This window comes from Pseudomonas sp. FG1, assembly GCF_034313875.1.
Taxonomy (GTDB): domain Bacteria; phylum Pseudomonadota; class Gammaproteobacteria; order Pseudomonadales; family Pseudomonadaceae; genus Aquipseudomonas; species Aquipseudomonas veronii.
The window spans coordinates 1,954,769-1,974,463 of the sequence record NZ_JAVIWP010000001.1; the positions used below are offsets into that span (position 1 = coordinate 1,954,769).

Below are 19,695 nucleotides of genomic sequence, written 5' to 3' on the forward strand. Positions count from 1 at the left end.
ATGGGCTGTCTGGATGACCGCGTTGTCTGAACGTTTTTCGCGAGCAAGCTCGCTCCTACAGTGACGGTGACAGTGACAGTGAGGGGTGCTTATCCCAGCCACTGATTCTGTCGGTTCAAACGCCAGGCAATCGTCCAAAGCGTAAGACTGCGCAGGGCCATGAACAGCAGGAAGCTGATCCACAGGCCGTGGTTGCCGTAGCCCTGCAACAGCCAGGCGAATGGCAGCAGGATCAGCACCGTCAGCAGCATGCCGTTACGCATCTCCCGCGCGCGCGTGGCGCCGATGAACAGCCCGTCCAGCAGATAACTCCACACCGCAATCAACGGCAGCACCGCCAGGTATGGCAGGTAGATGTCGGCGGTTTCGCGCACGCTGGGAATGTCGGTCTGCATGGCGATGAACAGGTGGCCGGCGAAGGTGAAGAGCAGGGCGAAACCGACGCTGGCGATCAGCGACCAACCGCAGGCGACCACTAATGAGCGGCGCAACGCCTGACGGTCGTGCGCGCCAATGGCATGGCCGCACAGGGCTTCGACCGCATGGGCCAGGCCGTCCAGGGCGTGGGCGGTCAGCAGCAGGCCGTTGAGCAACAGCGCGTTGGCGGCCACGGTGGCGTCGCCCAGGCGTGCGCCTTGCACCGTGATCATGAAAAACACCGACTGCAATGCCAGGCTGCGGATAAAGATGTCGCGGTTCACCGCCAGCAGCGGGCGCCAGCTGTGCCAGCGTTGCAAGGCGGCCCAGGCGATATGCCCGGGGTAGGCACGCAGGGCTTTTTGCGTGAGGGCCAGGCCGAGCAGGGCGCCGGTCCATTCGGCGATCACCGAGGCGCGTGCGGAGCCGACGACGCCCCAGTCCAGTCCGAGGACGAACCACAGGTTGAGGGCGATGTTGACCAGGTTGGTGGTCAGCAGGATCGCCAGCGGCGCGCGGGCGTTTTGCGTGCCGAGGAACCAGCCGACCAAGGCATAGCTGGCAAGAGCGGCGGGCAGGCCGAACAGGCGGGTGTGGAAGAACTCGCGGGTCAGTTGATTGAGTTCGGCGGAGGGCTGCATCCATTCCAGGGCCAGGTGGCTCAGCGGGATGCCCACTGTACCGAGTAACATCGCCAGGCCCAGCGCCAGCAACAGACCTTGCAGCAGGATTTGCCGCAGCGCCGCGCCATCGTTGCGCCCGGCGGCCTGGGCGGCGAACCCGGTGGAGCCCATGCGCAGAAAACCCATGGCCCAGGCCAGGAAGGTATACAGGCTGGCCCCGACCGCCACGGCGCCCAGTTGGTGGGCGTGGGGCAGGTGGCCGATGACCATGCTGTCGACCAGGGCAACCAGCGGTACCGAGATGTTCGACAGGATCATTGGCGCGGCCAGGGCCCAGACGCGGCGGTGGGTGGGGCGGTGGCGCCAGTCGGTCAGTAAGGTAGGCATGCAAGCTCCTTGGGGGAGGCGCATTGTAACTGTCCCTTAGCACGTCGCAGAACCAATGTGGAATGGGGGGTTAAATGTGGGAGGTGGGCAAATGTGAGGAGGGCCAAATATGAGGAGGGCCAAATGTGGGAGGGGGCTTGCCCCCGATTGCAGTGGATCAGCTACAAATAAGCTGACTGACTCACCGCCATCGGGGGCAAGCCCCCTCCCACATTTGGCCTCATTCCACATTTAGCTCTCATTCCACATTTGGTCTCATTCCACATTTTGATCTTCTGTGATTTTGATCTTTTGTGTTTGTGGGATTTGGCTTGGATCGCGTGACGCGAAGAACCAAACTGCCCTCCGTCGGTCAATGTGACCAGCGCCACATCGGCTTGGCCGGCGCTGATATATAGTTCATCCCTCGGTTCCCTCTGACGACGAGTGCCCCATGCTTAACAAAGGACTGTTCCTGGCTTGTGCGCTGGCCCTGCTTAGCGCCTGCGATTCTTCCGATAAACCGACTGCGCCGAGCGCGCCGGCAGCTGCGAGCAGTGTGGCGCCGAAGCCGGCCAAGGCGGCGGTGGATGTGGCGGCGCTGAAGCAGCGCTATGCCGGGCGTGAGCTGAGTGTGGTGGACGTGTCTGAGGTGCAGTTGGACGGCGCCAGCACCCTGTCGGTGAGTTTTTCCGTGCCGTTGGACCCGGAGCAGAAATTCGCCGACAAGCTGCATCTGGTGGACAGCAAGTCGGGCAAGGTCGACGGCGCCTGGGAGCTGTCGGATAACCTGATGGAGTTGCGCCTGCGCCACCTGGAGCCGCAGCGCAAGTTGGTGCTGACGGTCGACCCCGGCGTGCGCGCGGTGAACAACAACCTGTTGCCCGCCGAGTACGTCGCCCGCCTGGAAACCCGTGACCTGCAAGCCACCGTCGGCTTCGCCAGCCGTGGCACGCTGTTGCCCACGCGGCTGGCCGAGGGGTTGCCGGTGATTGCGCTGAATGTCGACAAGATCGACGTCGAATTCTTCCGGATCAAGCCCGAATCCCTGCCATCGTTCCTCGCCCAGTGGGGGCGCAACACCAGCCTGCAAAGCTATGAGTCCCGCGAGCTGCTGCCGCTGGCCGATCTGGTCTACGGCGGCCGCTTCGACCTGAACCCGGCGCGCAATACCCGCGAAACCCTGTTGCTGCCGATCGCCGGCCTCAAGCAATTGCAGCAGCCGGGCGTATACCTGGCGGTGATGCGGGCGTCGGGCACCTACAACTATTCGCAACCGGCCACGCTGTTCACCTTGAGTGATATCGGCCTGTCGGTTCACCGCTACGCCAATCGCCTGGATGTGTTTACCCAGGCGCTGGACGGTGGCAAGGCGCTGGATGGCGTCGACCTCGAAGTGCTCGATGCCGAGGGCCGGGTGGTGGGGCAGGGCAAGACCGAGCAGGGCGGTCACGCCGAATTGCCGTTGCCGAAAAAGGCCCAGGTGCTGTTGGCCAAGCAGGGCGAACAAACCAGCCTGTTGCGCCTGGACAGCGCCGCGCTCGATCTGGCGGAGTTCGATATCGGCGGCCAACCGTCGCACCCGCTGCAGTTCTTTGTGTTCGGCCCACGCGATCTGTATCGCCCTGGCGAAACCGTGCTGCTTAACGCCTTGCTGCGCGACAAGGACGGCAACGCGGTCAAGCCGCAGCCAGTGAGCGTCGAAGTGCGCCGCCCGGATGAGCAGGTCAGCCGCAAATTCGTCTGGGACGCCGACGCCTCCGGCCTCTATCAATATCAACTGCAATTGGCCGGCGAAGCGCCGACCGGGCGTTGGCAGCTGGTGTTCGACCTGGGCGACGGCAAGCCGCAGTTGTACGAGTTCCTCGTCGAAGACTTCCTGCCCGAGCGCCTGGCGCTCGAACTCAAGGGCAGCGACACGGCATTGAGCCCGGCGGATAACCCGGTCATTCAGGTCAACGGCCGTTACCTCTACGGCGCGCCGGCGTCGGGCAACCGGGTCAGCGGGCAGGTGTATGTGCGTCCGCTGCGCGAGGCGGTGAAATCGCTGCCGGGTTACCAGTTCGGCTCCGTCACCGAAGAAGAGCTGAGCCAGGATTTCGAACTGGATGAAAGCGTGCTCGACGCCAAGGGCCAGGAAGCCCTGACCCTGGAAAGCAAATGGGCCGACGCCAAGTCGCCGCTGCAACTGATCGTGCAAGCCAGTCTGCATGAATCGGGCGGGCGGCCGATCACCCGGCGCCTGGTGCAGCCGATCTGGCCGGCCGAGCAGTTGCCGGGCCTGCGCGGGCTGTTTGACGGCAAGGAAACCAACGGCGACGGCCCGGCGGAATTCGAAGTGCTGCTGGCCAACCAGGACGGGCAGAAACTCGCCGCGAAAAACCTCAAGGTCCGCCTGGTGCGCGAGCGCCGTGACTACTACTGGAATTACTCGGACAGCGACGGCTGGAGCTACCACTACAACGAGAAATTCCTCAACCTCGACGAACAGAGCCTGGACATCAAGGCGGGCGACACCGCCAAGGTCAGCTTCCAGGTGGAGTGGGGCCCGTACCGCGTCGAGGTCGAAGACCCGCAGACCGGGCTGGTCAGCAGCCTGCGCTTCTGGGCCGGCTACCAGGCCCAGGACAACACCGAAGGCGGCGCCGTGCGCCCCGATCAGGTCAAGCTGGCGCTGGACAAACCCGCCTATGGCGATGGCGATACGGCCAATGTCACGGTGACGCCGCCGGCGGCCGGTAAAGGCTATCTGCTGGTCGAGTCCGCCGAGGGGCCGCTGTGGTGGCAGGCGATCGACGTGCCGGCCGAGGGCAAAAGCTTCGCCGTGAAACTCGACCCGAAATGGGCGCGCCATGACCTCTACGTCAGCGCCCTGGTGATCCGCCCCGGCGAGCGCAAAGCCAACATCACCCCCAAACGGGCGGTGGGCCTGCTGCACCTGCCGCTGGATCGCACCCAGCGCAAACTGGGGCTGACCCTCACCGCGCCGGAAAAAATGCGCCCCAAACAAGCGCTGACGGTGAAAGTTACCGCGAAAAATGCCGACGGTAGCGTGCCCAAACAGGTGCATGTGCTGGTGGCGGCAGTCGACGTAGGCATCCTCAATATCACCGAATACCCGACGCCCGATCCGTACTCCAGCCTGTTCGGCCGCAAGTCGTATGGCGTGGACCAGTTCGACATCTATGGCCAACTGATCGAAGCCGGCCAGGGCCGCCTGGCGAGCCTGGCCTTCGGCGGTGACGCCGCATTGGCCAAGGGCGGCAAACGCCCGGACACCAGCGTGACCATCGTCGCCCTGCAAAGCGCACCGGTGACGTTGAACGCGCAGGGCGAGGGTGAAGTCAGCGTCAATATCCCCGACTTCAACGGCGAATTGCGCCTGATGGCCCAGGCCTGGAGCGATGACCGCTACGGCATGGCTGAAGCCAAAACCGTGATCGCCGCACCGCTGATTGCCGAACTGTCGGCGCCGCGCTTCCTCGCGGGCGGCGACCAGACCAGCTTGGCGCTGGACCTGTCCAACCTGTCGGGCAAGGCGCAAAAGCTCGACGTGCAACTGAGCGCCGAAGGGCAACTGGAACTGGTCGACAGCGCCGCGCAATCGCTTGAACTGAAACAGGGCCAGCGCACCACGCTGCGCATCCCGGTGAAAGCCTGGGGCGGCCTGGGGCAGGGCAAGCTCAAAGTCACGGTGAATGGCCTGGACCTGCCCGGTGAAAACCTGCCGCCGTTCAGCCGCGAATGGACCTTGGGCGTGCGCCCGGCCTATCCGGCCTTGCTCAAGCACTATCGTGCGGTGCTCAAGGAGCAGCCGTGGAGCCTGCCGGCGGGGGCGCTCGATCAATTCGACAGCGCGGGGCGCGAGGCGTTGTTGAGCCTGTCGAGCCGGCCGCCGTTGAACCTCGGCGCGCAAATCAGTGCGCTCAAGGCGTACCCCTACGGTTGCCTGGAGCAGACCGCCAGCGGCCTCTACCCGTCGCTGTATGCCGACGATGCCTTGCTCAAGCGCCTGGGCATCAAGGGCGAGCCGGACGCCGAGCGCAAACGCAAGATCGAGCTGGGCATCGAACGCCTGCTGGGCATGCAGCGCTACAACGGCAGCTTTGGCTTGTGGGGCGCCGATGGCGAAGAGGAATACTGGCTGACCGCCTATGTCACCGACTTCCTGCTGCGCGCCCGCGACCAGGGCTTCGCCGTGCCGCCGCAAGCCTTGAAGAAAGCCAGTGAGCGTCTGCTGCGGTATGTGCAGGAGCGCAACCTGATCGAAGTTGATTACAGCGACAACGCCGAGCACACCCGCTTCGCTGTGCAGGCCTACGCCGGCCTGGTACTGGCGCGCAGTCAGCAGGCGCCTTTGGGCGCGTTGCGCAGTCTGTTCGAGCGGCGCAGCGATGCGCGCTCCGGGTTGCCGCTGGTGCAACTGGCCATCGCCTTGCAGAAGATGGGCGACCAGCCGCGTGCCGATCAAGCCTTGCTCGCAGGGCTGGCGGCGCAGCGCAATGCCAAGGAATGGCTGGCCGACTACGGCAGCCCGCTGCGCGACCAGGCGATGATCCTGGCGTTGCTCGAAGAAAACGACCTGGCCAAGGGCAAGCGTGAAGAGCGCTTGTTCACCTTGTCGGATCAGTTGGCGGCCAGCCCGTACCTGTCGACCCAGGAACGCAACTCACTGTTCCTGGCCGGGCGCCTCGGGTTCGCCGAGCCCGAGTCGAATTGGCAGGTGTCGCTCACCGGCAGCGGCGGCGTGCGCGAATTGAATAATCAACAGTCGACACTGGCGTTGACGGGCGCGCTGCTGTCCAGCGACTTGAGCCTGCGCAATCAGGGCGAGACGCCGGTGTACCAGCAGTTGACGATCTCGGGTTATCCACAAGTGCCACCGGCCGCCGGCGGCGACAACCTGAGCATCCGCCGCGAATACCTGGGCATGAACGGCCAGCCGCTGAACCTGCGTAGCCTCAACAGCGGCGACCTGGTGCTGGTGCATCTGGCGGTCAGCGCCAAGCAGCGTGTACCGGATGCCCTGGTGGTGGACCTGCTGCCGGCAGGCCTGGAGCTGGAAAACCAGAACCTCGCGCAAAGCGCCGCAAGCCTGGAAAACGCCAGCAGCCAGGTGAAGGAATGGCGCGAGTCGATGCAGAACGCCTCGCTCAAGCATCAGGAGTTTCGTGATGACCGCTACGTGGCGGCGATGAACCTGGATGGCTATGGCACCACGCACCTGTTGTATCTGGCGCGGGCGGTGACGCCGGGGACGTATCGGGTGCCGCCGCCGCAGGTGGAGTCGATGTATCGGCCGAACTGGCAGGCGGTGGGTGAGACACCGGTGGATCTGGTGATCAAGGGGCGTTGAAAGCTCGATGTGGAATGGGGACTAAATGTGCAGTGGAGACTAAATCTGGGAATGGGGCTAAATGTGGAATGAGGGCTAAATGTGGGAGGGGGCTTGCCCCCGATGGCGGTGGGTCAGTTACCTGATGCATTGACTGAAATACAGCTATCGGGGGCAAGCCCCCTCCTACAGGGATTGGTGGGGTTTTTTTGGGGTTAGTGGACTACCCAGCTGAGTAGCCACAGGCCGAGCATCAGCCAGATGATGCCCATGATGATCGATGCGCGCATGAAGGCGCGTACCGCCGAGTACAGCAGCATCAGGCCGAGGATCAGGGTAATGATGCTGATGATGGAAGTGTCCATGCCCAAGGTGCGCGACAGGCCATCGATAAAGTTGCCACCGGCGTGGGTCAAGGCACCGAAGATGCCGCTGAGGCCGTCGACGATAAAACGGATGACGGAACCGAGCGCCTGGCCCAACCATTCGAAGAAGCTTTCTACCTGCATGTGTGTGTCCTGATGAGAAGGTGGGCGTGTCTGTGCCTTTGGTTGTTATTGCGACAGGCTAGTTCCCTACAAGCATAGAGGTTTGCCCGTTTGAGTTTGCGTTTAGTTGCTCGCTGGACCCTCGCGAGCCTGCTCCTGATGATTGCCCTGCTGTGGTTGGCCGACCGCATCTGGCCCCTGCCGCTGCCCAGGGACGACCTGGCGCGGGTGGTGCTGGCCGAGGATGGCACGCCGTTGTGGCGGTTTGCCGATGCCAATGGCGTGTGGCGTTACCCGGTGCAAACCGCTGAGGTGTCGCCGTATTACCTCGATGCGTTGCTCACCTACGAGGACCGTTGGTTCTACCAGCACCCCGGCGTAAACCCGTTCGCGCTGGCGCGGGCGACGTGGCAGAACCTGACCGGTGCGCGGGTGGTGTCGGGCGGTAGCACCTTGTCGATGCAGGTCGCCCGTTTGCTCGATCCCCACTCGCGCACGTTCCACGGCAAGCTGCGCCAGCTGTGGCGCACCGCGCAGTTGGAATGGCACTTGTCCAAGGCCGAGATTCTCAACCTGTACCTGAACCGCGCGCCGTTTGGCGGCACCTTGCAAGGCGTGGCGGCGGCCAGTTGGGCGTATCTGGGCAAGTCGCCGGCGCAACTGACCCACGCCGAAGCCGCCTTGCTCGCGGTGTTGCCCCAGGCGCCGAGCCGCCTGCGCCCCGACCGCCACCCCCAGCGCGCCCAGGAAGCGCGGGACAAGGTGCTGCGCCGCCTCGGCGAGTTCCAGGTATGGCCGTCATCGGCAGTGGCCGAAGCGCTGGAAGAACCGTTGCTGCTCGCGCCGCGCCTGGAGCCCAGCCTGGCGCCCTTGCTCGCCCGTCGCCTGAACCGCCCCGACAGCCCGCCGCTGATCCGCACCACCCTGGATGCCACCCTGCAACGCCGTCTCGAAGACCTGCTGCTGGGCTGGCGCGCGCGTTTGCCGGAATACACCTCGGCGGCGATCCTGGTGGTGGAGGAAGACAGCATGGCCGTGCGCGCCTACCTCGGCTCGGTGGACATCAATGATGCCAAGCGCTTCGGCCATGTGGACATGATCAGCGCCCTGCGTTCGCCGGGCTCGACCCTCAAGCCCTTCCTGTATGGCATGGCCCTGGACGACGGGCTGATTCACTCCGAATCGCTGTTGCAGGATGTGCCCAGGCGCTATGGCGATTACCGGCCGGGCAACTTCTCCATGGGCTTTACCGGCGCGGTGCCGGCGAGCACGGCGTTGTCCAGTTCGCTCAACCTGCCGGCGGTGCAGTTGCTGGAAGCCTACGGGCCGAAGCGCTTCGCCGCGCAGATGCGTATCGGCGGGGTGCCGCTGGCGCTGCCGGCGTTGGCCGAGCCGAACCTGGCGCTGATCCTGGGCGGCGCGGGCAGTCGCCTGGAAGATCTGGTGAGCGGCTACAGCGCTTTCGCTCGCGACGGCAGGAGCGCCACGATTCGATTACAGCCGGACGATACGCTTAAAGAACGGCCTTTACTGTCGCCAGGGTCCGCCTGGATTGTGCGGCGTATCCTCAGCGGCCAGGCGCGGCCCGACCGCGACCCGCGTGCCGAACTGGTGCAGCGCCCGGTGCTGGCCTGGAAAACCGGCACCAGCTACGGGTTCCGCGATGCCTGGGCGATCGGCGTGGGGCCGCGCTATTTGATCGGCGTGTGGATCGGCCGCCCCGACGGCACGCCAGTGCCGGGGCAGTTCGGCTTGGCCTCGGCCGCGCCCTTGATGTTGCAGGTACACGATGTGTTGACCAACCGCGACAGCCAACGCGGCATCAGCGCGCCGGTCAAACCGGTGCCGGCGAACGTCGGCGTGGCGGCGATCTGCTGGCCGCTGGGCCAGCCCATGAGCCGCAGCGATCCGAATTGCCGGCGCCAGCGTTTCGCCTGGACGCTGGACAACACCACACCGCCGACCTTGCTGGCACTGGATCAACCGCTGGGTGTGGGCTTGATGGAAAGCGTCTGGGTCAACCCCAAGGGTTTGAGGGTGGACGCCCATTGCCCGGGCGCGCAGTTGAAGAACATTGCCCTGTGGCCCGCGCCGTTGGAACCCTGGCTACCGCGGGCCGAACGCCGCGACGCACGCTTGCCGGCCGCGGACCCCGATTGCCCACCGCCGGCCCTGGCGGCGTCCTCGCCGTTGTCGATCGTCGGCGTGCGCGAAGGCGATCAGCTGCGCCTGCCCGCTGCCAGCCAACAGGCGCTGCGCCTGAAGATTTCGGCGCTGGGCGGCAGCGGCCGGCGCTGGTGGTTCCTCAACGGTGCGCCGTTGGGCGACAGCGCCAACCAGGACAGCATCAACGCCAGTTTCGAGCAATTGGGCCGCTACCAGCTCAGCGTTCTCGACGAGGCCGGCCAAACCGCCCGAATCGAATTCAGCGTCGTCGACTAGACCCCATCACCGCCAAACCAGCCCCCACATTCCGATGTGTGAATCCATTCAAATGTGGGAGCAGGCTTGCCTGCGATAGCGCCCTAAAGTCCATCCCCCCGGATTCACTTGCCTTCATCCCTGATCCCCCCGAAGCTATACCCCTTCAGGAGCCCCTCATGAACCTCGAACACCTCACCGAACGCCTGCATCGCATCCGCGATACCAACGACTGGAAACAATTCCACAGCCCGAAAAACCTGGCCATGGCCGCCAGCGTGGAAATGGCCGAGTTGGTGGAAATCTTCCAATGGCTCACCGAAGACCAGTCGCGCCAGTTACCCGCCGACACACTCGCCCATGCCGGCCAGGAAGTCGGCGATATCGTGCTGTACCTGCTGTTGCTGTGCAGCGAGTTGGGCCTGGACATGAACGAGGTGGTGCGCGCCAAGCTGGCCGACAGCGAACGGCGGTTTATCCATGAGTGATCGTCACTTCGACCAACTGGCCACGCGTTTTGCCGAGAAGATCTACGGCGGCGCCAAGGGCGCGATTCGCCTGGCGGTGTTGCAGGCCGACCTCACCGAAGCCCTGCCGCAACGGCCGTTGCGTGTGCTGGATATCGGCGCGGGCCTGGGGCACATGTCGCTGTGGCTGGCCGAGCGCGGGCATCAGGTGACCCTGGCCGAACCCGCCGAGCCGATGCTGAGCGGTGCGCGCCAACGCTTCGCCGAGGCCGGGCAGAGCGCGACCTTCATCCATGCGCCCTGGCAAGACCTGCTCGGCCAACTCACCGAGCCCTACGATGTGGTGCTGTGCCACGCGGTCCTCGAATGGCTGGCCGAACCCCACGCGATCCTGCCCGTGCTGCACCAGTTGACGGTGCCCGGCGGCTGGCTGTCCCTGGCGTTCTACAATCGCGATGCGCTGATTTACCGCAACCTGCTCAAAGGCCACTTCCGCAAAATGCGCAAGAACGACATGGCCGGCGAAAAACAGAGCCTGACCCCGCAGCAGCCGCTCGACCCGCGAGAGCTGGCGGCGCAACTCGAGGGGCTTTGGCAGGTCGAAAGCCAGAGCGGCGTGCGGGTGTTCCACGATTATATGCCGGTGGAATTCCAGGCCCGCGTGGCGTTGCAGGATGTGCTGGAGATGGAGCTCGCCCATCGTCGTCACCCAAGCTTTGCCGGACTTGGGCGTTATTTGCACTGGATCTGCCGTCCGGTTTAAGCGGCCCAGTCAGTGGAGGTCGAAATGCGTCGTTTCGGGTTAATCCTGTTGTCCCTTGGGCTGGGCGCCTGCTCCAGCCCCAATCCCTACGTGGCCACCTCGGCGCCGATGCCGCCGGCTCCGGCCCAGGCGGCCAGGACCTTTGATGCCAGCGCCTACCCCGCGCCTGTGCGTGACTACGGCGCCTACCGCATTTGGGCCTGGCGCAACGGCCAGTTGCCAGCGGGCACGGCTTGGGCGGACTCGGCGCAGATTGCCGAAGCGGTCAGCGGCGCCCTCGACCAGCGAGGCTTGCGCCCCCTGCACGACAACCGCGCGCCCGACCTGCTGGTGAGCGCCGACGTGCATCTGGAGAAGCGCCTCAAGCAGGTCCAGGATGACTACGGCTATGGGTACGGTGGCTACAATCGTTATGGCAATGGCTACGGCATGTACAACGCGGCGCCGATCGTGCGTACCTATGAAGTTCAGGTCGTGGTGGTGCGGGTCAATCTGTTCGATGCACGCAGCGGTCAGCCGGTGTGGAGCGCCAGCGCCGAAACCGGCAGTCAGGGCAGCCTCAGTGAGCGAGCCGATGCGTTGCGCAAGGCTGTGCAAAAGGCAATGACGGCGTATCCTCCCAGTTAACAGCTATTCTCATTTAATGCCCGGGTCGCTCGTTGGAGAACCACCATGTTTGGACGTATCGCAACGCTCGCTTTGGCCGTGCTGCTGGGCGGTTGCCAGACCAGCCAGGTCAACCACGATTTTGATGCCAGCCGGGACTTCGGCGCCTACCGCAGCTGGGCCTGGAAAGACCCGGCGCTGCAATACCGTCCCGATGATCCGCGGATCAAGAGCGACCTCACCGAACAACGTATCCGCCAGGCTGTCGGCGAACAACTCGACCAACGCGGCCTGCGCCCTGCGGCGGCGGGCACCCGGGCGGACCTGAATGCGCAGGCCTACCTGATCGTCGAAGACCGCCAGCAACAAGTCAGCACCAACTACGGCGGCGCCTGGGGCGGGCCGTGGAATGGCTACTGGGGCGCGCCGATGTACAACGAAACGCGCAACATCACTTACAAGGTGGCGACCATCCAGATCGACCTGCTCGACGGCAAGGACGGCAAACTCGTCTGGCGCGGCAGCGACGAGCAGATCATGGCCAGTTCGCCCGAGCCGCAGGATCGCAGCAACGCCATCCGCAAGACGGTCGCGCGAATCCTTTCCAGCTACCCGCCGCGCTGACACGCTGTTGCCCCGAGAGAGATGAGCGGCCGGTTTCAGCCAATCGGCCGCCACCGGCCGACCATGTGCTCAATCTCCCCCGAGCCTTTTAACCACAACTGGCCACTGGGACCGGCGACGCTGGCGTGCAGGGTGACCTCGCTGGGCAGACGCACCGGTTTCTTGAATTCGACTTCTATTTCGATATTCGCCGCGGGCAGGTGCTCGCCGAGGGCTGCGAGGGTGCGCGCCTTGTTCCACAGGCCGTGGGCGATGGCTTGGGGGAAACCGAATAGTCTGGCGGTCAGGGCGCTCAAGTGGATCGGGTTGTAGTCGCCGGACACCCGGGCGTAACGACGGCCGATATCGGCCGGGGCTTTCCAGCGGGTCAGTTCGCTGACCTGGGTGGGCGTGGGCAAGGCGTCGTCCGCCGCTGCACCGTCGAGCTTCACGCCACGGCAGAGCATGCGGCTCTGCGCTTCCCACAGCAGGCCGAGGGCATCTTCGGCGGTGGTCACCAGCTCAAACGTCGCGCCCTTGGCGTGGGGTTTGAGATGGTGTGCGTGGACGGCGATGGTCAGCTCACTCACCGCCCCCAAGGGCCGATACACACGGATGCGATTGCGCAGGTGGACCAGCCCCAACAACGGGAACGGAAACGATGGCGCCGTCAGCAGTTTTAACTGCAGGCCGAACGCCAGCACCTGCGGATACGTCGCCGGCAGCATCGGGCTGTCGGCAAAGCCACACACCTGCCGATACGCCGCCACCTGCTCGGGGTTGACGCTCACGCGGCAGCGAAACCCCTGCTCGGGCAAGTGGCTGCCGGTGATCCTGCGCTTGAGCGCCGCGCGCCAGTACAACGGCATAAGCTGCGGCGGGTGGTCCAGGGTGGTCCAGTCCATGCTTACGCTCCCAGTACACTTTGCCCACACACCCGCAGTGCCTGGCCGCTGACCGCGCCGGAACCCGGCTGACCGAGCCAGGCGACCGCTTCGGCGACGTCCTGCGGCAAGCCGCCCTGGCCCAGGGAACTCATGCGGCGCCCGGCCTCACGCAGGGCGAAGGGGATATGCGCGGTCATCTGGGTTTCGATAAAACCGGGAGCCACGGCGTTGATGCTGATCCCCCGCGCTTTCAACAGCGGCGCCCAGGCCTGGGCCAAGCCGATCAGCCCGGCCTTGCTCGCGGCATAGTTGGTTTGCCCGCGGTTGCCGGCAATCCCGCTGATGGAGGCCAGCAGCACCACGCGTGCGTTGTCGTGCAGGGTGCCGCTGTCGAGCAGGGCCTTGGTCAGCACTTGCGGCGCATTGAGGTTGACCGCCAGCACGGCGTCCCAGTATTCCGGGGTCATGTTGGCGAGGGTTTTGTCGCGGGTGATGCCGGCGTTATGGACGAGGATGTCGAGGCCGTCCGGCAGTTGTTCGATCAACTGGCGGGCGGCGTCTTCGGCACAGATGTCCAGCACGATGCTGCGCCCTCCCAGGCGCGCCGCCAGGGCTTCGAGGTCAGCCTTGGCCTGGGGCACGTCCAGCAGAATTACCTCGGCGCCGTCGCGGGCGAGGGTTTCGGCGATGGCGGCGCCAATGCCGCGCGCCGCGCCGGTGACCAGCGCCTTACGCGCGGCAAGCGGGCGGGTCCAGTCTTCGACGGGGGTGGCGCAGGCTTCCAGGCGAATCACCTGGCCCGAGATGTAGGCACTTTTGGGCGACAGGAAAAACCGCAACGCCCCTTCCAGCTGGTCCTCGGCACCTTGGCCGACCGACAGCAATTGCAATACGCCGCCGTTGCGCAGTTCTTTGGCCAGGGAGCGGCTGAACCCTTCGAGGGCGCGCTGGGCGCTGGCGGCGAACGGGTCGCTGAGACTTTCCGGCGCGCGGCCGAGGATCACCAGGTGCGCGCTGTGATCGAGGTTTTTCAGCAGGGGCTGAAAGAACTCGCGCAATTGCTTGAGCTGGTCGGTGTGCTGCAAGTCGCTGGCGTCGAACACCAGCGCCTTGAGCTTGGGGCCATGCCCGGGAATCCAGGCCGGTGCTTCCAGCGGCCCGGCGCCGTAGCTATAAATGGCCTCGGTGAGTTTGTGCGCAAACGCCAGCACCTTGGCCGCCAGCGCCCCGCCGCCGAGCAGCAGCGCGCCGTCGACCGGGCGCAGACGCCCGGCTTGCCAGCGCTCCAGGCGTACCGGTGACGGCAGGCCAATGGCGGCGACCAGGCGATGGCCGAGGCTTGAGTTGGCGAAGTCGATATAACGGTCAGACATGGAACGCTCTCCAAAGGCTGGGGTTCAAAGGGTTGACCACCTCGCGGCGGCAGTCGTTCGATTGAGCCTAGGCTAGTCTGAAGGACTTACCCCACAACCGACAGGGAGCTTTCCATGACTCAATTGCGCCGTGTAGCGATCATTGGCGGTAATCGCATTCCTTTCGCCCGCTCCAATGGCCCGTATGCCACGGCGAGCAACCAGGCGATGCTGACGGCGACCCTCGAAGGCCTGATCGAGCGCTACAACCTGCACGGCCTGCGCCTGGGCGAGGTGGTCGCCGGCGCGGTGCTCAAGCACTCGCGCGACTTCAACCTGACCCGCGAATGCGTGCTGGGTTCGCGCCTGTCGCCGCAAACCCCGGCCTATGACATTCAGCAGGCCTGCGGCACCGGGCTGGAGGCGGCGTTGCTGGTGGCCAACAAGATTGCCCTGGGCCAGATCGAATGCGGGATTGCCGGTGGGGTGGACACCACGTCCGACGCACCGATCGGGGTGAACGAAGGGCTGCGCAAGATTCTGCTGCAGGCCAACCGCAGCCAATCCTTGGCGGACAAACTAAAACTTTTGTTACAACTCCGTCCCCATCACCTCAAACCTGAGCTGCCGCGCAATGGCGAACCCCGCACCGGTTTATCCATGGGCCAGCACTGTGAGCTGATGGCGCAGACCTGGCAGATTCCGCGCGCCGAGCAAGACCAGCTCGCCCTGGAGAGCCACCAGAAAATGGCCGCGGCCTACGCCGAAGGCTGGCACAACGATTTGCTCACCCCGTTTCTGGGCCTGACCCGCGACCACAACCTGCGCCCCGACCTGACCCTGGAAAAACTCGCCGGCCTCAAGCCCGCCTTCGAGCGCAGCGCCAAAGGCACGCTCACCGCCGGCAACTCCACGCCGCTGACGGACGGCGCCTCCCTGGTGTTGCTCGGCAGCGAAGCCTGGGCCAGGGAGCGCGGCTTGCCGATCCTGGCTTACCTGCGCGATGGCGAAGCGGCGGCGGTGGATTTCGTCAACGGCGCCGAAGGCCTGTTGATGGCGCCGGTGTACGCCGTGCCGCGTTTGCTGGCGAGGAATGGCCTGACACTGCAGGACTTCGATTACTACGAGATCCACGAAGCATTCGCTGCCCAAGTGTTGTGTACGCTCAAGGCCTGGGAAGATGCGGACTACTGCAAGACGCACCTGGGGCTGGACGCGCCGCTGGGTTCGATCGACCGCAGCCGCCTCAACGTCAAGGGCAGTTCCCTGGCCGCCGGCCATCCGTTTGCTGCGACGGGCGGGCGTATCGTCGCCAACCTGGCCAAGCTGTTGGACGTCGCGGGCAAGGGGCGCGGGCTGATTTCAATCTGTGCCGCCGGAGGGCAGGGCGTGACAGCGATCATTGAACGCTGAATTGCGTGGAAAACTGGCATATTGGATGCATTCTTCGGTGGTCAAAGCTCGGTAGCCCCTCCCCGAGGCGAGCCGATTGCCGTATAACGAGTGCCATACGCGTGTTTGGTAATAAAGGACCCACAATAAAAGCTGATGAAGACTCCTAAACGCATTGAACCCCTGATCGAAGACGGTCTGGTCGACGAAGTGCTGCGCCCACTCATGAGTGGTAAAGAAGCAGCTGTTTATGTGGTGCGCTGCGGCAACGAATTGCGTTGCGCCAAGGTTTACAAGGAGGCGAACAAACGAAGTTTTCGTCAAGCGTCCGAATACCAGGAAGGCCGAAAGGTCCGTAACAGCCGGCAGGCCCGGGCCATGGCCAAGGGCTCCAAATTCGGTAAGAAAGAAACCGAAGATGCCTGGCAGAACGCCGAAGTCGCGGCGTTGTTCCGCCTGGCCGGCGCGGGCGTTCGCGTGCCCAAGCCGTATGACTTCCTTGAAGGCGTGCTGTTGATGGAGCTGGTGGCCGACGAGTACGGCGATGCGGCGCCGCGCCTGAACGACGTGGTGCTGGAGCCGGACCAGGCGCGCGAGTACCACGCGTTCCTGATCTCCCAGATCGTGCTGATGTTGTGTACCGGCCTGGTGCATGGTGACCTGTCCGAGTTCAACGTACTGCTCACGCCGACCGGCCCGGTGATCATCGACCTGCCCCAGGCGGTGGATGCGGCGGGCAACAACCACGCGTTCAACATGCTGGAGCGGGATGTGGGCAACATGGCTTCCTACTTCGGGCGCTTTGCCCCGGAGCTGAAGAAGACCAAGTACGCCAAGGAAATGTGGGCGCTGTACGAAGCCGGCACCTTGCACCCGGCCAGCATCTTGACCGGCGAGTTCGACGAACCGGAAGAACTGGCCGATGTGGGCGGCGTGATCCGCGAAATCGAAGCGGCGCGATTGGACGAAGAGCGGCGCCAGGCGGCTCGCGCGGCGGATGATGCGCCACCGAGCAAAACGCCTGACGAACCACCGCCACCGCCTTGGATGCAGTGACCCCCAAGCTGTTGTCGATATAAACAGTGTGGAAGTGATCTTCAAACAATTGGAGATCTAAAAAGTGTAGAAGTGATCTTCAGGTAATTGGAGATCTAAAAAGTGTGGAAGTGATCTTCAGGTAATTGGAGATCTAAATGTGGGAGGGGCTTGCCCCCGATAGCGCCATGTCAGTCGATACTTATATTGACTGATCCACCGCTATCGGGGTGTACAGCCCCCTCCCACATTGGTTTTGTGTACACCCCTTACCCCTTCAGGCGCAGCAACCACCCGACGCCAATTCCTTGAGAATCGGACAGTCCGGCCGATGATCGCCGTGGCAGTGTTCCACCAGGTCCTGCAACGTATCGCGCAACTGCCCCAGCTCCAGAATCTTTTGGTTCAGCTCCTCGATATGCTGGCGCGCCAGGGCCTTCACATCGGCGCTGGCCCGTTGCCGGTCCTGCCACAACGTCAGCAGCTTGCCGACTTCTTCCAATGAAAACCCCAGGTCCCGCGAGCGCTTGATGAACGCCAGGGTGTGCAAATCGTCGGCACCGTACACGCGATAGCCGCTCTCGGTGCGATGGGCGGCTTTGAGCAGGCCGATGGATTCGTAGTAGCGAATCATCTTGGCGCTCAAACCGCTTGAACGCGCCGCCTGGCCGATGTTCATGCTCATGGATGTGGGTCCTCCAGATTCTTGGGTTTCCAGGTTTTCAACAACAGCGCATTGCTCACCACGCTGACGCTGGACAAGGCCATCGCCGCGCCGGCCAACACCGGGTTGAGCAGGCCGAATGCCGCCAGGGGAATACCGATCAAGTTATACACAAAGGCCCAGAACAGGTTCTGGCGGATCTTTGCGTAGGTCTTGCGGCTGATCTCCAGCGCGGCCGGCACCAGGCGTGGATCGCCGCGCATCAGGGTGATGCCGGCAGCGTGCATGGCCACGTCGGTGCCGCCGCCCATGGCGATGCCGATGTCGGCGGCGGCCAGGGCCGGGGCGTCGTTGATGCCGTCGCCGACCATCGCCACCACGCCGGTTTTTTTCAGTTCGGCGACGGTGGCGGCTTTGTCGGCCGGGAGCACTTCGGCGTGGACATCGTCGATGCCCAGCGCCTGGGCGACTACCCGCGCACTGCCGCGATTATCGCCGGTGAGCAAATGGCTGCTGATGTGCCGCGCCTTGAGTTGGGCCACGGCTTCCAGCGCGCCGGGCTTGAGAGTGTCGCCGAAAGCGAACAGCCCGAGTACCCGCGGTTGCGCGCCTTTCTCGATCAGCCAGGACAAGGTGCGGCCTTCGGCTTCCCAGGCCTTGGCCGAAGCGTTCAGTGCGCCCGCGTCCAGCCCGTTGTCTTCCAGCAGACGGCGGTTGCCCAGGGCCAGCGGCCGACCGTCGAGGGTGCCGGCAATGCCGCGCCCGGTCAGGGACTGGCTGGCGCTCACATCGGCCACGTTCAGCCCCTGTTCGCGGCAGGCATCCAGCACCGCCTTGGCCAGCGGGTGTTCGCTGCCGCGTTGCAAGGCGCCGGCCTGTTGCAGCAGCAGCGGTTCGTTGCCGTCGACTGCCGCCAAGTGAGCGATCTTCGGCGTGCCGGAAGTGAGCGTGCCGGTTTTGTCGAATACCACCGCGCTGACGGCGTGGGCGCGCTCCAGCGCTTCGGCATCCTTGATCAGGATACCGTGACGCGCCGCTACGCCAGTGCCGGCCATGATCGCGGTCGGTGTGGCCAGGCCCAGGGCGCACGGGCAGGCGATCACCAGCACGGCGACCGCATTGATGATCGCAGTCTCCAGCGAAGCGCCGTACAGCCACCAGCCGAGCAGCGTGAGCAACGCCAGCACCAGCACCGTCGGCACGAACACCTGGCTGACTTTATCCACCAGTTTCTGGATCGGTGCCTTGGCCGCCTGGGCGTCTTCCACCAGGCGGATGATGCGCGCCAGCACGCTTTCCGCGCCGAGGGCCACGGTGCGGACCAGCAAGCGCCCTTCGCCGTTGATCGCGCCACCGGTGACCTTGTCACCCGGTTGTTTCGGCACTGGCAGGCTTTCGCCGCTGATCAGCGCTTCGTCGGCATGGCTTTGGCCGTCCACCACTTCCCCGTCCACCGGGAAGCGCTCGCCGGGTTTGACCAGCACGTGGTCGCCGAGCTTGAGCGCGTTGATCGCGACGTCTTCTTCGCGGCCGTCAACCACCCGAATCGCGCGCTCCGGGCGCAAGGCTTCCAGGGCCCGGATGGCGCTGGCGGTCTGGCGTTTGGCGCGGCTTTCCAGGTATTTGCCGAGCAGCACCAGGGCGATCACCACCGCCGAGGCTTCGAAATACAGGTGCGGCATGCTGCCGACGGGCGCGGTGAGCCATTCGTACAGGCTCAGACCGTAACCGGCGCTGGTGCCGATCGCGACCAGTAAGTCCATATTGCCAGCACCGGCGCGCACGGCTTTCCACGCGGCGATGTAAAAGCGCGCGCCGAAGATGAACTGCACCGGCGTGGCCAGGGCGAACTGGACCCAGGCCGGCAGCATCCAGTGCAGGCCGAAGGGCTGTGCCAGCATCGGCAGCACCAGCGGCAACGCGAGCACAATCGCCAGCAGCAGCGCCCAACGCTCGTGGTGCAGGCGCTGGGCTTGATCGGCATCGGTCTTGGTTTCGCTTTGGGGCAGCGACGCGCTGTAGCCGGCCTTGTCGACGGCGGCGATCAGCACGGCGGGGTCCATCTGGCCGAGCACCTCGATATGGGCGCGCTCGTTGGCCAGGTTCACGCTGACACGTTGCACCCCCGGCACCTTGCCCAGCGCGCGCTCGACACGCCCGGCGCAGCTGGCGCAGGTCATGCCGCCGATGGGCAGGTCAAACGTGGTGGTTCCATTCATGGGGCAGTCCTCCTGAAGAAGTTGCCCCTAGGATCAACCTTTACCTGTGGGGAAGGT

14 protein-coding genes are annotated in these 19,695 nt (G+C 64.6%); 8 read left to right on the forward strand and 6 right to left on the reverse strand.

Annotated elements, in window-relative coordinates; genetic code table 11:
• Positions 1-89 precede the first annotated feature (89 nt).
• Complete coding sequence (locus tag RGV59_RS08960) at positions 90-1,427, reverse strand: MATE family efflux transporter (RefSeq protein WP_102618830.1); 1,338 nt, start codon at positions 1,425-1,427, stop codon at positions 90-92.
• Between the two features lie 433 nt (positions 1,428-1,860).
• Between RGV59_RS08960 and RGV59_RS08965 the strand changes: the two genes are divergently transcribed.
• Positions 1,861-6,762 (forward strand): alpha-2-macroglobulin family protein, encoded by a 4,902-nt coding sequence (locus RGV59_RS08965; RefSeq protein WP_017849657.1) that lies wholly within the window; start codon positions 1,861-1,863, stop codon positions 6,760-6,762.
• A 194-nt stretch (positions 6,763-6,956) separates the two neighbouring features.
• Here the strand turns inward: RGV59_RS08965 and RGV59_RS08970 are convergent, their stop codons facing one another.
• On the reverse strand, positions 6,957-7,250 hold the full coding sequence (locus tag RGV59_RS08970) for a hypothetical protein (protein WP_017849656.1): 294 nt from the start codon (positions 7,248-7,250) through the stop codon (positions 6,957-6,959).
• Between the two features lie 90 nt (positions 7,251-7,340).
• On the opposite strand from RGV59_RS08970, the gene pbpC reads away from it, so the two are divergent.
• The 5 genes from pbpC to RGV59_RS08995 all read left to right on the forward strand — a co-directional run bounded on the left by pbpC (position 7,341) and on the right by RGV59_RS08995 (position 12,110).
• On the forward strand, positions 7,341-9,671 hold the full coding sequence (gene pbpC / locus RGV59_RS08975) for a peptidoglycan glycosyltransferase PbpC (RefSeq protein ID WP_017849655.1): 2,331 nt from the start codon (positions 7,341-7,343) through the stop codon (positions 9,669-9,671).
• Between the two features lie 158 nt (positions 9,672-9,829).
• Positions 9,830-10,138, forward strand: coding sequence for a MazG-like family protein (locus tag RGV59_RS08980; RefSeq protein WP_017849654.1), 309 nt, complete (start codon positions 9,830-9,832; stop codon positions 10,136-10,138).
• Entirely contained in the window at positions 10,131-10,880 is a 750-nt protein-coding gene (locus RGV59_RS08985; RefSeq protein WP_017849653.1) for a methyltransferase, read from the forward strand. Before RGV59_RS08980 ends, RGV59_RS08985 begins: the two co-directional genes overlap by 8 nt.
• A 24-nt stretch (positions 10,881-10,904) precedes the next feature.
• Positions 10,905-11,507, forward strand: coding sequence for a DUF4136 domain-containing protein (locus RGV59_RS08990; protein ID WP_017849652.1), 603 nt, complete (start codon positions 10,905-10,907; stop codon positions 11,505-11,507).
• A 45-nt stretch (positions 11,508-11,552) separates the two neighbouring features.
• Complete coding sequence (locus RGV59_RS08995; RefSeq protein ID WP_102618940.1) at positions 11,553-12,110, forward strand: DUF4136 domain-containing protein; 558 nt, start codon at positions 11,553-11,555, stop codon at positions 12,108-12,110.
• Between the two features lie 35 nt (positions 12,111-12,145).
• Here the strand turns inward: RGV59_RS08995 and RGV59_RS09000 are convergent, their stop codons facing one another.
• Positions 12,146-12,994, reverse strand: a complete 849-nt coding sequence (locus tag RGV59_RS09000) for a MaoC family dehydratase (RefSeq protein ID WP_102618939.1) — start codon at positions 12,992-12,994, stop codon at positions 12,146-12,148.
• Between the two features lie 2 nt (positions 12,995-12,996).
• Positions 12,997-14,349 (reverse strand): 3-oxoacyl-ACP reductase, encoded by a 1,353-nt coding sequence (locus RGV59_RS09005; protein WP_017849649.1) that lies wholly within the window; start codon positions 14,347-14,349, stop codon positions 12,997-12,999.
• 114 nt (positions 14,350-14,463) lie between these two features.
• Between RGV59_RS09005 and RGV59_RS09010 the strand changes: the two genes are divergently transcribed.
• Together RGV59_RS09010 and RGV59_RS09015 are read left to right on the forward strand one after the other, a co-directional pair.
• On the forward strand, positions 14,464-15,741 hold the full coding sequence (locus tag RGV59_RS09010; RefSeq protein ID WP_017849648.1) for an acetyl-CoA C-acetyltransferase: 1,278 nt from the start codon (positions 14,464-14,466) through the stop codon (positions 15,739-15,741).
• A gap of 135 nt (positions 15,742-15,876) precedes the next feature.
• A complete protein-coding gene (locus RGV59_RS09015) occupies positions 15,877-16,776 on the forward strand; it encodes a PA4780 family RIO1-like protein kinase (RefSeq protein ID WP_017849647.1) in 900 nt (299 codons plus the stop codon).
• Between the two features lie 256 nt (positions 16,777-17,032).
• Here RGV59_RS09015 and cueR read toward each other — a convergent pair whose 3' ends face one another.
• The gene (gene cueR, locus RGV59_RS09020) at positions 17,033-17,434 is read right to left on the reverse strand and encodes a Cu(I)-responsive transcriptional regulator (protein WP_026140370.1); all 402 of its coding nucleotides are present in this window, start codon (positions 17,432-17,434) and stop codon (positions 17,033-17,035) included.
• A 2-nt stretch (positions 17,435-17,436) separates the two neighbouring features.
• Positions 17,437-19,638: a heavy metal translocating P-type ATPase gene (locus RGV59_RS09025; RefSeq protein WP_126587064.1), complete on the reverse strand. Its 2,202-nt coding sequence runs from the start codon at positions 19,636-19,638 to the stop codon at positions 17,437-17,439.
• Positions 19,639-19,695 lie beyond the last annotated feature (57 nt).